Annotated in this window: 13 protein-coding genes; 4 read left to right on the forward strand and 9 right to left on the reverse strand. The window is 67.4% G+C overall.

Annotation, left to right across the window (positions count from 1 at the left end; genetic code table 11):
- Positions 1-46 precede the first annotated feature (46 nt).
- From ACQP0C_RS38220 to ACQP0C_RS38230, 3 genes are read right to left on the reverse strand one after another with little or no spacing between them, the layout of a single operon-like run.
- Positions 47-406, reverse strand: coding sequence for an antitoxin (locus ACQP0C_RS38220; RefSeq protein ID WP_433728180.1), 360 nt, complete (start codon positions 404-406; stop codon positions 47-49).
- Between the two features lie 37 nt (positions 407-443).
- A complete protein-coding gene (locus ACQP0C_RS38225; RefSeq protein WP_433728182.1) occupies positions 444-1,586 on the reverse strand; it encodes an MBL fold metallo-hydrolase in 1,143 nt (380 codons plus the stop codon).
- A complete protein-coding gene (locus tag ACQP0C_RS38230) occupies positions 1,586-2,311 on the reverse strand; it encodes an enoyl-CoA hydratase (RefSeq protein WP_433728184.1) in 726 nt (241 codons plus the stop codon). Before ACQP0C_RS38230 ends, ACQP0C_RS38225 begins: the two co-directional genes overlap by 1 nt.
- Before the next feature lie 90 nt (positions 2,312-2,401).
- Between ACQP0C_RS38230 and ACQP0C_RS38235 the strand changes: the two genes are divergently transcribed.
- On the forward strand, positions 2,402-3,529 hold the full coding sequence (locus ACQP0C_RS38235) for an NAD(P)-binding domain-containing protein (protein ID WP_433728186.1): 1,128 nt from the start codon (positions 2,402-2,404) through the stop codon (positions 3,527-3,529).
- An 8-nt stretch (positions 3,530-3,537) separates the two neighbouring features.
- Here the strand turns inward: ACQP0C_RS38235 and ACQP0C_RS38240 are convergent, their stop codons facing one another.
- The 6 genes from ACQP0C_RS38240 to ACQP0C_RS38265 form a co-directional block, all read right to left on the reverse strand.
- Positions 3,538-4,389 (reverse strand): aldo/keto reductase, encoded by an 852-nt coding sequence (locus tag ACQP0C_RS38240; RefSeq protein WP_433728188.1) that lies wholly within the window; start codon positions 4,387-4,389, stop codon positions 3,538-3,540.
- Positions 4,390-4,494: 105 nt separating this feature from the next.
- Positions 4,495-6,039, reverse strand: a complete 1,545-nt coding sequence (locus ACQP0C_RS38245) for a carboxyl transferase domain-containing protein (RefSeq protein WP_433728190.1) — start codon at positions 6,037-6,039, stop codon at positions 4,495-4,497.
- A 31-nt stretch (positions 6,040-6,070) separates the two neighbouring features.
- Positions 6,071-6,673 (reverse strand): GTP-binding protein, encoded by a 603-nt coding sequence (locus tag ACQP0C_RS38250; protein ID WP_174414979.1) that lies wholly within the window; start codon positions 6,671-6,673, stop codon positions 6,071-6,073.
- On the reverse strand, positions 6,654-7,028 hold the full coding sequence (locus tag ACQP0C_RS38255) for a DUF742 domain-containing protein (protein ID WP_040686485.1): 375 nt from the start codon (positions 7,026-7,028) through the stop codon (positions 6,654-6,656). The genes ACQP0C_RS38250 and ACQP0C_RS38255 overlap by 20 nt, the downstream gene beginning before the upstream one ends.
- A 7-nt stretch (positions 7,029-7,035) precedes the next feature.
- Entirely contained in the window at positions 7,036-7,449 is a 414-nt protein-coding gene (locus ACQP0C_RS38260) for a roadblock/LC7 domain-containing protein (protein ID WP_011207200.1), read from the reverse strand.
- Positions 7,446-11,366 (reverse strand): ATP-binding protein, encoded by a 3,921-nt coding sequence (locus ACQP0C_RS38265; protein ID WP_433728192.1) that lies wholly within the window; start codon positions 11,364-11,366, stop codon positions 7,446-7,448. Before ACQP0C_RS38265 ends, ACQP0C_RS38260 begins: the two co-directional genes overlap by 4 nt.
- Before the next feature lie 445 nt (positions 11,367-11,811).
- Between ACQP0C_RS38265 and ACQP0C_RS38270 the strand changes: the two genes are divergently transcribed.
- The 3 genes from ACQP0C_RS38270 (at position 11,812) to ACQP0C_RS38280 (ending at position 15,281) form a co-directional block, all read left to right on the forward strand.
- Positions 11,812-13,824 carry an AMP-binding protein gene (locus ACQP0C_RS38270; protein ID WP_433734772.1) on the forward strand — a complete coding sequence of 671 codons (2,013 nt, stop codon included), beginning with the start codon at positions 11,812-11,814 and terminating at the stop codon, positions 13,822-13,824.
- A 139-nt stretch (positions 13,825-13,963) separates the two neighbouring features.
- A complete protein-coding gene (locus tag ACQP0C_RS38275) occupies positions 13,964-14,350 on the forward strand; it encodes a hemophore-related protein (RefSeq protein ID WP_433728194.1) in 387 nt (128 codons plus the stop codon).
- A 220-nt stretch (positions 14,351-14,570) separates the two neighbouring features.
- A complete protein-coding gene (locus ACQP0C_RS38280; RefSeq protein ID WP_433728196.1) occupies positions 14,571-15,281 on the forward strand; it encodes a response regulator transcription factor in 711 nt (236 codons plus the stop codon).
- Positions 15,282-15,285: the final 4 nt, after the last annotated feature.

Raw genomic sequence — 15,285 nt, forward strand, 5'->3', positions numbered from 1 at the left:
TGAAGTTTAGGGGCGGGGACCGACAGAAACCGGTCCCCGCCACAGATCAGGCCGGTGGTTGCCCCGGTTCCTCGGGCGCGGCGGCGGGCGGCTCCTTCGGCGCTGCGACGGGTGGCTCCTTCGGCGCAGCGGCGGACGGCTCCTTCGGCGCAGCGACTGGCGGCTCCTTCGGCGCAGCGGCGGACGGCTCCTTCGGCGCGGCAGCGGGCGGCGCAGCTTGTTCGGACGGAACCGCCTTCTTGGCGGCCTCGGACACCTTGCCGATCTTGTCGGTGTATTTGTGGCCGGTCTTCTCGTCGATGAAGCTACCGGCCTTGTCGACCGCTTCGTTGATCTTGTCGGCGTTCTTGGCCGCCGCATCCTTACCCTTGCCGACCAGGTCTTTCAGGGTGTCCACGAGACTCATTCCTGCATTCCTTCCTGTCGACGAACCGCAGAGGTGTTCACCCCATATCCTCCCACCAGGAATCACCGGTGGGCAGACCATCGGGATCGACGCGCTGTCCCGGCATGGGCACCGCGACCGCGGTACCGGCCGCCCTGGCGGCCTCGACCATCCGGCGTACCGGCTCCGACCAGCCGTGGAAGGCCAGATTGAAGGTCGCCCAGTGGATGGGCACCAGCAGCCCGTGCCCGGGATCGCCGACACACAGATCGGCGTGCGCCCGCACCGCCTCCTCGGGATTCATATGCACATCCGGCCATGCCTCGTCGTAGGCCCCGATCGGCAAGAGCGTCAGATCGAATGGGCCCAGCGCGGCACCGGCCTCGGCGAAAGCCTTGGTATATCCGGTGTCACCGCCGAAATACACCCGGCGGGTCGGGCCGACAATGGACCAGGACGCCCACAGCGTGGTGTTGCGCACCAGTCCGCGACCGGAGAAGTGCCGCGCCTCGGTACAGGTGAGCACCAGATCGGTGCCATCGCGCTCGCGTCCCAGGGATGCGAGGGAAATCGAACCGCCCCAATCCAATTCGACGATCCGATGCTCCGGCACACCCCAGTGCCGCAGATGCGCGCCGATGCCGATCGGCACCAGAAAGGGCGCGGCCTGGCCGAGTACCAGCTGGCGAATGGTGGCCTTGTCCAGATGGTCGTAGTGATCGTGCGAGATGAGCACCGCGTCCACCGGCGGCAGCTCCGATAGCGGCGTCGGCACCGGATGCAGCCGGGCCGGACCGACCAGCGCGGACGGCGAAACCCGTTCGCTCCAGACCGGATCGGCGAGAATCCGGTACCCGTCCACCTCGATCAGGGCCGACGCGTGCCCGTACCAGGTGACCGCGAGATCGGCGGCCTCGGTCGGCACCTCGGGGGTCGCCAGCGGAACCGCGGCGCGCGGACGACCGGCGTTGCGCCGGGTCAGCACCGAAAACAGCAGGGACGGAGCCGCACCCGAGACGAACTGGGTGCTCGGCTCGGTGTTGTGGAACTGCCGATTGCGGTAGCTCACCGCGCCGGTGGCATAGGGCTGGATGGCATTGATCGACGCGCCGATCGCGGAGGGAATATCCCAGACCGCGCGCACCACCCAGGTGATGCCGACCGCACCCGCCGCGGCCCCGAGAAGTTTTCCCAGTTTCATTATCGCCCCACGAATTTCGCCGCACGCTTCTCTTGCCTGGCCAATCGTCCCTCCTGGGCGTCCTGACTCGTCCACGCCGCCTCCAGCGCCGCGCGCTGCTGCGCGTTGTCCGGGTCGCGGGTGCCGTCGTCGTTGAGTACCAGCTTCATATGACGTAGCGATAGCGGTGCTAGTTCGGCAATCGATGTGGCCCAGCCCTGCGCATCGGCCAGGGTGCCGAGCCGGTTCGCGAAACCGAAGGAATAGGCGTCGGCGGCCGGTATCGATTCCGCGCCGAGCAGCATGGTCCGGGCCGGACCGCCGCCGATCAGCGATACCAGCCGCCGCACGGTCCAGCGGTCGACGGTAATGCCGAGTTTGGCGGCCGGGATGGCGATATAGGCGTCGGGTTCGATGACCCGCAGGTCCGCGGCCAGCGCGATCTGCACGCCCGCGCCGAGGGCGGCGCCATTGATCGCCGCGATCACCGGAACCGGTGCCGATTCGATGGTGTGCAGCATGTCGAGCAGGGCGCCGAGGAAGTCGTCGGAATGGACACCGGACAGGTCCGCGCCCGCACTGAAGATCGGTCCCTGGCCCGTGAGCACGATCACCCGGGCATCCTCGGCCGCGGTCGACACCGCATCTCGCAACCGCGAGACGAGTTCGATGTTGAGCGCGTTACGCCGCGCCTCGCGCTGTAGCTCGATGGTGACAACGCCACCATCGCGACTAACTCCGAGCATGCATTCTCCGCAACTGACCGGTTCGAGTGGTTACATCAACTCTGCCACAGGTAGCGGAACACACCGACCTTGCCGATACGATCTCGGCTTGTGCCGACAGACTTCTCCATCCTGGTGATCGGTGCTGGTCAGGCCGGACTGTCGGCCGGTTACCACCTGCAACGTCTCGGATTGCGCCCCGAACAGGACTTCCTCATCGTCGATCACGCGCCGGGACCCGGCGGAGCCTGGCAATTTCGCTGGCCATCGCTGACCCTGACCACCGTGAATCGGGTACACGACCTGCCGGGGATGTCGTTCGCCGAGACATTGCCGCCCGATTCCGACGCCGTACCCGCGGCGACCGCGGTGCCGCACTATTACGAGCTCTACGAGAAGCGCTTCGATCTGCGGGTCCACCGACCGGTTTCGGTGACCGTGGTCTGCGACCGCAATGCGGACGGATCCCCCTGTGCCGCGGGACCGGACCCGGCGGCCGGGCGGGGCACGACGCTGAATGTCGAGACCGATGCCGCGGGCACCATCCGGGTGCGCGGCCTGATCAATGGCACCGGCACCTGGGAACGTCCCTTCATACCGCACTATCCGGGCGCGGAGACCTTCACCGGACGGCAGCTACACACCCGCGACTACCGCACCGCCGACGAATTCGCGGGTAAGCATGTCGTCGTGGTCGGCGGCGGGGTGTCGGCAGTCCAGCTGCTCGATGAGATCTCGCAGGCCACCGCGACCACCTGGGTGACACGGCGGGAACCGGTATTCCGTGACGGGCCGTTCGCCGAGGCACAGGGCCGGGCCGCCGTCGCCATCGTGGAGGACCGGGTGCGGCGCGGGCTGCCGCCAGGTTCGGTGGTCTCGGTCACCGGACTGCGGCTCGACGATCGGCTGCGCGCCGCGCAGACCCGCGGTGCGCTGACGCGACGGCCCATGTTCGCGAGCATCGAACCGCATGGGGTGCGCTGGGCCGACGGCTCGTTCCAGCAGGCCGATGTGATCCTGTGGGCGACCGGATTCCGCAGCTCCCTGGATCATTTGGCCCCGCTGCGCCTGCGCGGCCCCGGCGGTGGCATCACCATGACCGGCCGCCTCGCCACACAGGTAGCGGTCGACCCGCGGATTCATCTGATCGGCTACGGCCCGTCCGCCAGCACCATCGGCGCCAATCGGGCCGGACGCGCGGCCGCCCAGGAACTCACCGAGTACCTGGGATTGCGATAGCGACAGCGCTACATCCCCGCGGTGAAAGTGGCCGGATCGGGACCGATCCGGGCTCCGCTGTCCAGCGCGTTGATGGCCTGCATCTGTTCGCGGGTCAGTTCGAAACCGAAGACATCGAAATTGGCGGCAATGCGCGACGGGGTGACCGACTTCGGGATGACGATGATGCCCAACTGCAGATGCCAGCGGATGATCACCTGGGCGGGGGTGCAGCCGACCTGGTTGGCAATGGCGACGATGGTGTGATCGTCGAGCAGCGTGCCCTGGCCGAGCGGACTCCACGCCTCGGTGGCAATGGCGTTCGCATCGTGGAAGGCGCGGAGCTCGCGCTGGGCCAGCCGGGGATGCAGTTCGATCTGGTTGACCACCGGAATCTCGCCGGTCTCGCCGATGACGCGCTCCAGGTCGCCGACGGTGAAGTTCGAGACGCCGATCGAGCGGACCCGGCCATGCGCCTTCAACGTCTGGAACGCCTTGAAGGTCTCGACGTAGCGATCGGCCTGCGCCATCGGCCAGTGGATGAGGTAGAGATCGAGGTAGTCCAGACCGAGCCGGGCCATGCTGACGTCGAAGGCGCGCAGCGTGGAGTCGTAGCCCTGTTCGGAATTCCACAGTTTGGTGGTGACATAGATCTCATCGCGCGGCAGCCCGGATTCCCGGATGGCACGGCCGGTGCCCTCCTCATTGCCGTATATCGCGGCGGTGTCGATGCTGCGATAGCCCGCCTCCAACGCGGCGGTGACGACCGAGTAGACGTCATCGGGCGGCACTTGGAACACACCGAAGCCGAGCTGCGGGATCACGTTCCCGTCATTCAGCACGATCGAGGGGATGGTGCAGGTCTCGCTTCTGAAGGTCACAGTCCGACCGTAGAAGTGCCGTGGCGAGTCGTCAACGAAAACCCACCGCGTGTTGACCACCGGTTTGCTGGCTGACACGCGATGTGCCTTGGCAATCGGGGTCACTCAGGATTCGGGCAGACCGAGGCGGCGGTATCGGGTGTGCCGCGACGTGCGCAGTTCCTCCAGTGGTCGGGCGCGCAGAGCGGTCAGCTCCCCGGCGATGGCGGCAACCATGCGTCGGGCGAAGTCGACCGGTTCGTCGGCGGCGTCGGGAAACTCCGGGACGATGCGATCGACCACACCGTCGGCCAGCAGATCCGCGGCCCGAATGCCCTGCGCCGCGGCCAACTCCGGGGCATGGGCAATGTCTCGGTAGACGATCGCGCTGGCTCCCTCCGGGGGCAGCGGCGCGAGCCAGCCGTGGGTGGCGGCCAGAACGCGGTCGGCCGGGAGCAACGCCAGTGCGCCACCGCCGGTGCCCTGACCGAGCAGGATCGAGATGGTCGGGGTGTCCAAGGTCACCAGATCCGCAATGCAGCGGGCGATTTCCGGTGCGAGCCCGCGCTCCTCGGCCTCCTTCGACAGCGCCGCGCCAACCGTATCGATCACCAGCACCAGCGGTATCCGCAACTCCTCGGCAATCGCCATACTGCGCCGCGCCTCCCGCAGCGCGGCCGGTCCCATAGTGTGTTCGCCCTGCTGCCCGGAGCGGTCGTGGCCGAAGACCACACACGGCTGGCCGCGGAAACGGGCCAGCGCGTGCACGATCGTGCGATCGGATTCACCCTGGCCGGTGCCGCTGAGCGGCACCCGTTGCGTCACGTGGCGCAATAGGTCACGAATACCCGGCCTACCGGGACGGCGCGAGATCCGCACCGAATCCCAAGCCGGGACAGCGTCATTCGCCTCCGCATCACCCCCGGCGACGCGATCCGATGACGCGCGGGTGAGCCCGCGCACCGGCGCCGCCCAACCGGATTCGGCCGCAACGGGATCCGGCACGCCGCTCAGCACGCTCAAGGCGCGGTGCGCGATCCGGCGGAATACCGGCACCGGCAGCACCCCATCGATCACACCACTGTGGTAGAGATTCTCCGCGACCTGTACGCCCTCCGGAAAATCCCGGCCGTACAACGCCTTATAGACGCGCGGGCCGAGAAACCCGATCAGCGCACCGGGTTCGGCGAAGGTGATATGCCCGAGCGAACCCCAGGACGCGAAGACGCCACCCATGGTGGGACTGCGCAGATAGACCAGATACGGATGTCCGGCCGCCTTGTGCGCCGCGACCGCACCCGCGATCTTCACCATCTGCACGAAAGCGACTGTGCCCTCCTGCATTCGCGTGCCACCGGAAGTCGGCGAGGCGACCAGGGGCAAACCGAGCTCGGTCGCGCGCTCGACCGCGGCAACGATCCGCTCCGCCGCGGCCACACCGATCGAACCCGCCAAAAAGCCGAACTCGCAGGCGATTACGGCCACACGACGGCCACGCAGCAGACCTTCACCGGTGAGCACGGACTCATCGGTCCCGGCCGCCAGCACGGCCTTACGCAAATCCGCGCGATATCGCGGGGACGCGGCCACCGTCACCGGTGGCCGGTCCCAGCTGATATACGAGCCCGAATCGAGCAATTGCCCGAGCAGCTCCCGCGCGGAAATACTCACCGAGCGAGCTTAGCCACTCGCTCCGCAGGGCTCAGTAACCCTGCATGACCTTGCGTAGGGCGTATTCGGTGAGCGAAACCAACGCCTGCTTGGCGGGCTCGCGACGGCGGGCGTCGATGGACAGGATCGGCACATCCGCAGGCACCGCGAGGGCCTGACGGATGTCCTCGATCGGATACCTCGGCGCGTCGTCGAATTCGTTGAGCGCAACCAGGAACGGCAGGTTGCGCGCCTCGAAGTAGTCGACAGCGGCGAAGCTGTCCTCGAGTCTGCGGGTGTCGACCAGCACCACCGCGCCGATGGCGCCGCGGATCAGGTCGTCCCACATGAACCAGAATCGGTACTGGCCCGGCGTGCCGAACAGGTACAACACCAGATCGTCGGCGAGGCTGATCCGGCCGAAGTCCATCGCCACCGTGGTGGTCGACTTCATCGGAATGCCGGTCAGATTGTCGATTCCGGTGCTGGCATTGGTCACCAAAGCCTCGGTGCGCAGCGGAACGATCTCCGAAACTGCACCAACCAACGTGGTCTTGCCAACACCGAAGCCGCCCGCGACGACAATCTTCGCCGAAGTTGGCTTACTGGTACGGGTATCGACCTGCGCCGTCGAATCAAATACGCCGGAGTCCACTGAGAACCCTTTCGATCAGCTCGCGACGCTCATCGTCGCTGGAATCGTCTTTCAAAGTCGCCGACACTCGCACATGCCCGGCCTCGATGAGGTCGGCCACCAGCACGCGGGCCACCCCAATGGGGATACCCAAACGCGCTGCCACTTCGGCAACGGACGGCGATTCTCTGCACAACTCCACGATGGACGTCTCGATGTTGGTCAGTTCGAACTGCCGCTCCAAGGCGACCGGATGCGATGCGACGAGTGCCTCCAACGCCAACTCGACCGCGGGCCGAGTACGGCCCGCAGTCAAGGAGTATGGGCGAACGAGGCTGGGCTCGGCGCTCCCCATGCGGTGATCGTCTATGTCCATCCCACCATCAGGAACCCATCGTGACGCGTGGCGTGGCCTGCACCGTCTGACCCACACGTTCGACCAACAGGGCCATTTCGTAACCGACCTGGCCGATATCGCAAGAAGTATTGGTCAGCACCGCGAGATAGGAACCATCGCCGACTGCCATGAGTAGCAGGTAGCCATGCTCCATCTCGACCACCGACTGCAGCACGGTGCCGCCTTCGAATAGGTTCGAGACGCCCACCGAGAGGCTGGCAAGTCCGGCGGTGACAGCCGAGAGCTGTTCGGCGCGGTCCACCGGCAGCTGCGCGCTCGCCGCCATGAGTAGGCCGTCAGCCGAGACCAGGACGGCATGAGCTACGCCAGGAACCTCGTTGGCGAAGTTCGAAACCAGCCAATCCAGCTGACGATTCGTACCACCTAGATCGGGGTTCATCGGTCTCCTTTATCTCCGGTTAGGTTCATTGCCTTCATTGCGCGGCCATCCCGGACGCCCTGCTGGTGACGACTCAAGCTGGACCTGATCGTTTCTGGATCGCGGCGCGGCGCGCGATCGGCGTTGCCGTTGACACCACCGGGGACCAGCCTCCCGCCCGGATTGCGTTGCGGCAACCCGGCAGCCGTCTTTGTTTCGGACTGGGCCTCGCTCGCGCGGCGTGCGGCCTGCCATCCTTCGTCACCCGGCGATTCGAAGGATGCCGCCACCTGGGACCGGTCCGTATTCGGATCCGAGAGCCACGCCGACATCATCTCGGCGAAGATCGGGGTGCCGCCCATTACCGAATCAGAATCGACCGCTGGCTGCAACCTGGTCTGGAAGAAAGACGCCGCCTTCTCCGGATCCGGCTTGAAGCTGTGCCGCCCCGGATCGCGCGGTGCGGTCGAGGTTCCGTTCTCCGAGATCGCGGGCGACTCACCGCTGGCCGCGGGCTGAGTCAGACCGCGATCACGCCGCGGCAGCGCGATACCCGGTGGGACTTCCTGGCGCGGCAGTGCGGTCGCACCCGGCTCACGCTGGGGCAGACCAGGTATACCCGGCTCCCGCTGCGGGAGCGCGTCGCGAGACGGCAAGCCATCGCGAGACGGCAGGCTATCGCGGGACAGCAGGCCGTCACGCTGGGGCAGACCGCTCGGCGGCTGGGAACCCGACGGCCGCTGCGGCAAACCGTTCGGCGCCTCGCGCTGCGGCAGATTCGCCGCGGGCGACTGCCGCTGCGGCAGACCACCGGAGGCCGACTCCCGCTGCGGCAGACCGGTCGAACCCGGCCCACGCTGCGGCAAACCGCCACCCAAAGCCGAATCACGCTGCGGCAAACCACCGGAGGCGGCATCGCGCTGCGGCAGACCCGAACCGGTATCCCGCGACGGGAGACCGCTCAGACCCGAATCACGCTGCGGTAGACCACCGGAGGCCGACTCCCGCTGCGGCAGACCGGTCGAACCCGGCTCACGCTGCGGCAAACCGCCACCCAAAGCCGAATCACGCTGCGGCAAACCACCGGAGGCGGCATCGCGCTGCGGCAGACCCGAACCGGTATCCCGCGACGGGAGACCGCTCAGACCCGAATCACGCTGCGGTAGACCACCGGAGGCCGAATCACGCTGCGGTAGACCACCGGAGGCCGACTCCCGCTGCGGCAGACCATGCGACCCGGCTTCGCGCTGCGGCAAGCCGTTCGGCGTCTCGCGCTGCGGCAGATTCGCCGCGGGCGACTGACGCTGCGGCAGACCGGTCGCACCCGGCTCACGCTGCGGCAGACCACCCGAAGCCGATTCCCGCTGCGGCAGACCCGAACCCGTATCGCGCGGCGGCAGACCGGTCGTACCGGGCTCACGCTGCGGCAGACCGGTCGAACCCGACGAACGCGGCGGCAGGCCACCGGCACCATCGCGCGGCGGCACACCGTTGGTGCCCGGCTGACGCTGCGGCAGACCGCCACCGGCCGGACCGCCCTCGGGCTGCGGCACCCCACTCGTACCGGGCTGACGCTGCGGCAGACCACCGGTACTCAGATTCCGCGGCGGCAGACCGCCACCGGAGATGGTCGGCTCGGCGCCGGGCCGGTTCGGCGGCGGACCGCCGGGAGTGACATTGCGTTTGGGCAAGCTCGCCGCGGCGAGCTTGCCGCGCTGCGGACCACTTGGCGCCTGTCCCGGCGTTGGGCGCAGGGAAGCGCCCGACTGTGCCGAATCCTGACGCAGTCCGGAAGCTCCAGAGCCCATGGTCGAGCCGGGCGAACGCTGTGGCAGACCACCACCCGCCGCCGCCGGAATCGGCCCGCTCGTCGCGGACGGCGCCGGACTGCTGACCGGAATCGGGCCGCTCACACCGGGATCGACGGTAACCATGACATTGCCGCCCGGCGTCCTGGTGATCGCCCGCATCTGCATCGACGACGGAGCCGACGGCCGCTGTGGAGCAGGGGCGGCGACCTGCGGCGTCGCCGCCTGCGGCATCGCGGTGGTCTGTCCCTGTCCGAGCACAATGAGCTTCATCGGTACATGCACGGTAACCGTGACACCGGGATCCCGCGCGGTATCGAAGGTCGGACGCAGCCGCACCGTGAGTCCGTGCCGCTCGGCCAGTCGGCCGACCACGAAAAGACCCATGTGTCGGGCGGTGTCCGGACCGGGTTCGGCGGTCTGCTCGAGCCGCCGGTTGATATCGGCCATCTCGGCGGGCGGCATACCGATGCCGCGGTCCGCGACCTCGATGAGCATGCCCTGGTCGTGCCCCTGCGCGAAGGTAAACTTCACGTCGGTCTCCGGCGGCGAGGCGCGGAGCGCGTTGTCCAGCAGCTCGGCGAACAGGTGCGCCATATCCGAGGCGGCGGGCTCGACCAGCGAACCGCGCGGCGTCGCACCCAGCTTCACCCGTTCGTAGTCCTCGACCTCGGAGATCGCCGCACGCAGCACGTCCGCGATCTCGACCGGCGCGGACTTGCTGCGCCGCTGCCTGGTACCCGCGAGAATCAGCAGGTTGTCGCCGTTACGGCGCATACGAGCCGCGAGATGGTCCAGCCGGAACAGGTTTTCCAGCAGGCGGGGATCCTTCTCGTCGTACTCCATCGCCTCGATCAAGCTCAGCTGGTGGTCGACGAGCGACTTGGACCGCCGGGCCAGGGTTTCGAACATGTCGTTGACCTGGGCACGCATCTGCGCCTGGTCACTGGCCAGACGCAGGGCCTGGCCGTGGATGTCGTCGACGGCGCGGGCCAGCTGACCGATTTCCTCGCTGCTGCGGATCGGCATCGGCTCCAGCGGCACGTCCTCCGGGGACGCGCCGTTGCGCAGCTGGGCGACCTCGTGCGGCAGATCGCTCTCGGCGACTCGCAGCGCCGCGAGGCGCAGCCGGTGTAGGGGCACGATCATCGAGCGCGCGACGAAGACCGCGAGCAACAGCGCGGCGAGAATCGTCGCGATGACGACCGCGGTGTAGGTCCACGCATCGGTGTTGGCCGTGGACACCAGCGAATTCATCGCCGAGTCGATGTCCTTGGTCGACTTGTTGACCACGCGCTCGTAGACATCGAGGCTGCCGGTCAGCGAGTTCTTCAGATCACCGACCGGGATCTTGCCCGACTGTGCCTCCGGGCTGGTCAGCAGCGAGATCCGGTTATCGATACCCGCGCGCAGGTCGGCGATCGAGGAGTCGGCGTCCGGGAAGCGGTGGGCGAGCACATTGAGCATCGCCCGCTCGGTATTGGCCGCGGTGAGGGCGCTCTGAATACCGCTCGCCGAGCCGCGCAGCACCTCGGGGAAGGCGGCGACCTCACCGACCAGCGCGGCACGGGTGTTCAGCGAGTCGACCAGCCGCAGCTTCGCCTGTTCGATGGCCTGGTCGCTGACCTGGCCGACCGTGGTCTCGACGATATGCACACTGTCGTTGCGGACCCGGTCGATCATGCCGATGACTTCGGCCGGGGTCTGCGTCGTGACGTTCTTGCCCTGGGCGCGCACCGCCTTGGCCTGATTGATCATGCTGTCCAGCGACGCGCGAGCACCCGCGACACCGTCGACTTTGCCGACCGACTGCTCGGCATCGGCGATGACCTTGTCGAGGTCCGCGAGGTTCTTATCGGACACGATCGACACGTTCGGCATGATCGAAATCATCTGCGAACCCGCCGTCGTCGCCGTCTGCGCACTCAGCGCGGTGACGGCCGGAATCGCCTCGATGTTCCCAGCTGCGGCGTCCAGTCGGTTCGCGTCGGCGAACTCGGTGGTAATCCTGGACACGCCGAGCCCAACCGCGACTGCCAGCGGAACGGCCAAGACCGCCGTAACCTTCCAGCGCAAGTCCCAGTTGCCGAGCGCCCAGCGTTTGCTGCCGGACCTTGCGGCGTCACGCATCTCCCACTCACTTTCCAAACTGGCCCCAACCACGTGCCATCAGCGAACCTAGACAATCGCATGCTGGCTCGACAGGCAGAGCTGGCCGAGGAACTGCGGCTGGCCGAGAAATTGCGTCTACGACGGCCCAAATAAGTGACATCAGATTCTAACGGATCAATAACAGCTTGGGTGACGTTGAGTATGGCTACGGGCCTTGACCTGCCAATAATTGGCAAAACCAAAGGTCGCGGCACCCACCCGGGCGTCGCGTGAAGTCTGCCACAATCGTGCTCATCTATCGAGGCGGGCATCGAGCGAGGCTAGGGAGCACGGGTTGAGCACTGCATCGCGCAGCGATTCCACGGGGGGTGGTGGTCGGGAGACGGGCGGGCGCACTGCATCGCGCAGCGATTCCACGGGGGGTGGTGGTCGAGAGACGGGCGGGCGGCACGACTACCGGCCGGTGTATCAGACCTCCCTGGTCGATCCCGCCGAGTTCTGGGCCGAGGCGGCCGAGGCGATCGACTGGGAGATCCCGCCAACCCAGATCGTCGACACCACGGCTCGCGCGATGGCCAGGTGGTTTCCGGACGCTCGCCTCAATACCTCCTTCAACGCCCTCGACCGACATGTGCACGGTGGTGCCGCGCCGAACGAGGTGAGCCGGGCCGATCAGCCCGCCCTAATATACGACTCCGCTATGACCGGCACCAGTGGCGTTTTCACCTATGCCGAACTGCTCGCGGCGGTCGCCGAATTCGCCGGTGCGATGGTCCGTTTGGGCGTCTCGGCGGGTGACCGCGTGGTCATCTACCTGCCCATGATCCCCGAGGCCGTGATCGCCATGCTGGCCTGCGCCCGCATCGGCGCGGTGCATTCGGTGGTCTTCGGCGGCTTCGCCGCACCGGAGCTCGCCGCCCGCATCGACGATGCCGAGCCTGTGCTCATTGTCACTGCTTCGGGCGGCTTGGAGCCGGGCCGGGCGGTCGACTATCCGCCGATCGTGCTGCAGGCGCTGGACCTAGCCGAGACCAGTGCGCCGCGCCACGTGATCGTGAAACAGCGCCCGCAGTTCCCGACGATCCACTTCCCCGCCCCGCAGCCCGCCACCGAATCACTGCCGAGCTCCACCCAGACCGTCGCGGCGCAATGGCTCGATTGGGACGACGCTGTCCTAGATGCGCCACCCGCCGATCCGGTGCCGGTCGCCGCCACCGACCCGCTCTACATCCTCTACACCTCGGGCACCACCGGGAAGCCGAAGGGCGTGGTCCGGGACAACGGCGGACATGCGGTCGCCCTGGCCTGGTCCATGCGCAATATCTATGACGTCGGTCCCGGCCAGGTGTTGTGGGCCGCCTCCGATGTGGGCTGGGTGGTCGGCCACTCCTACATCGTCTACGCGCCGCTGCTGGTCGGCGCGACAACGCTGCTCTACGAAGGCAAGCCGGTCGGTACTCCGGACGCGGGCGCGTACTGGCGGGTGGTCGCCGAGCACAACGTCCGGGTGCTGTTCACCGCGCCGACCGCGCTGCGCGCCATCCGCAAGGCCGATCCCGATGCCGAACTGGCACACCGCTACGACCTGTCCTGCCTGCGCGCGCTGTTCTGCGCCGGGGAACGCCTCGATCCGGCCACCTACGAGTGGGCCAGCGAGGTATTGCTCGCCGACCGGCCGGACTGCCCGGTGGTCGACCACTGGTGGCAGACCGAGACCGGCTGGCCGATCTGCGCGAATCTGCTCGGCCTCCAGCAGCTTCCGATCAAGGCGGGTTCGGCGTCGGTGCCGGTCCCCGGCTACCGGCTGCGGGTGCTCGACGCCGAGGGCAATCCGGTCGCGGCGGGTACCGAGGGCAATATCGTCATCGGGCTACCGCTGCCGCCCGGCACGCTCACCGGGCTATGGCGCGACGAAGAGCGTTTCCAGCGTTCCTATATGTCGGCATTTCCCGGCCATTACCTCACCGGGGACTCCGGATACTTCGACGAGGACGGCTACCTCTACGTACTCGGTCGCAGCGACGACGTGATCAATATGGCCGGGCACCGGCTCTCCGCCGGCAGCATCGAGGCCGCCATCGCCGGACATGCGGCGGTCGCCGAATGCGCGGTGATCGGGCTGCCAGATGAACTCAAGGGCCAGCGGCCCATCGCATACGTGGTGCTCAAATCCGGCGTCGACATCGATCCGGAGCGGCTACGCGAGGAGCTGGTCGCCCGGGTGCGCGAGCAGATCGGCGCGATCGCCACGCTGCATGACGCCGTCATCGTCTCCGCACTGCCCAAGACCAGGTCGGGCAAGATCCTGCGCAAAACCATCCGCCAGATCACCGCGGGCGATACCTACGAGGTGCCGTCCACCATCGAGGATCCCTCGGTACTGGCCGCACTGGAAGTGCAGATCCGTGCCAGCCGTCCGCAGGAGTCGGGACCCGAGGTCGTCGCTCCGAACGGCGATCCCATTGTGCCGTCATAACTTTGCGGCACCGCGGCGTTTCACCCCTTAGGGAATCCTCAGGGATAGCTCACACCTGTGCCAGCGCTGAGCAATAGCGTCTGAGGCGCTGGACCACAGCATTGATCGAAGACGTAGACCCGTAGATCTGGAGGCACAGATGAAGCTCTTCCGCAGTCGCCCGGCCGTCGCAGCTCTCGCCGCAGGCGCAGCGGCCAGTGTGGCCGTGTTGCTCTCCCCGGCCATCGCGGCCGCGGATCCGATGACACTGGCCGGGCCGCTGCTGAGTTCCGACTGCAGCTTCGCGCAGGTCGACGCGGCACTGCACGCCAAGGCCCCGCAACTGGCGGCGATGCTCGACGCGAACCCGACCCAGAAGGCCGAATTACAGCGCAAGTTCGACCAACCGGTCGAGCAGCGCCGCGCGGAACTGCAGGCAATGATCAACGAGAACCCGGACGCCGCGAAGGATGCGGAGAACGATCCGCGCGCCAACGGGCTGGCGGAGACCATCCGCACGGTGGCCGAAACCTGCCACAACTACTGAGCACCCGCCTCCTCGAATGTCCTACCCCGACCGGCCGACTGATTTCGTAAGAACACGGGTAACTCGTCGGGCACGCCCAGAACCCCGCCACGATCGCAACCGTCGGCCCGCGACGTAAGCCGGCCGCATGCCCGACGACCGGCAAAAGATTCGGAGAGGCGGGGAGCACCTGCTGGTATGGCCGACAGATCCGGGGAGGCGGCGGAGCAGAATGAACGATGTGACCACCGAACGCAGCGCCAACCCGACCGTCCTTGTCGTCGACGATGACGAGGACGTCCTCGCATCGGTCGAGCGCGGGCTGCGCCTGTCCGGCTTCCAGGTACGCGTCGCCAGGGACGGCGCCGAGGCGCTGCGCAGCGTGACCGAGCAGGCGCCCGACGCGGTGGTGCTCGATATGAATATGCCGGTGCTCGACGGCGCGGGCGTGGTGACGGCTTTGCGCGCACTCGGCAATGACGTCCCGATCTGTGTGCTCAGCGCCCGCGCCTCCGTCGACGACCGGATCTCCGGCCTGGAATCCGGTGCCGACGATTATCTGACCAAGCCGTTCGTCCTCGCCGAATTGGTGGCGCGGATCAAGGCTTTGCTGCGCCGCCGCTCGGATGCCCCGGCCCCGGCTACCCCCGGCGCGATCACGGTCGGACCGCTCGAGGTCGATGTCGCCGGATACCGCGCACTGCTGAACGGGCGCGAAATCGAGCTCACCAAGCGCGAATTCGAATTGCTGTCCACCCTGGCGCGCAATGCGGGCGTGGTGCTGAGCCGCGAGCGGCTCCTGGAATTGGTGTGGGGCTATGACTTCGCCGCCGATACCAATGTCGTCGATGTCTTCGTCGGATACCTGCGGCGCAAGCTCGAGGTGGAGCGCACGCCCCGGCTCCTGCACACCGTCCGCGGCGTCGGGTTCGTACTGCGAGCACCCAAGTGAGTGC

Origin of the sequence: Nocardia sp. CA-129566, from assembly GCF_050956075.1 — a bacterium.
In the GTDB taxonomy this organism is placed as follows: domain Bacteria; phylum Actinomycetota; class Actinomycetes; order Mycobacteriales; family Mycobacteriaceae; genus Nocardia.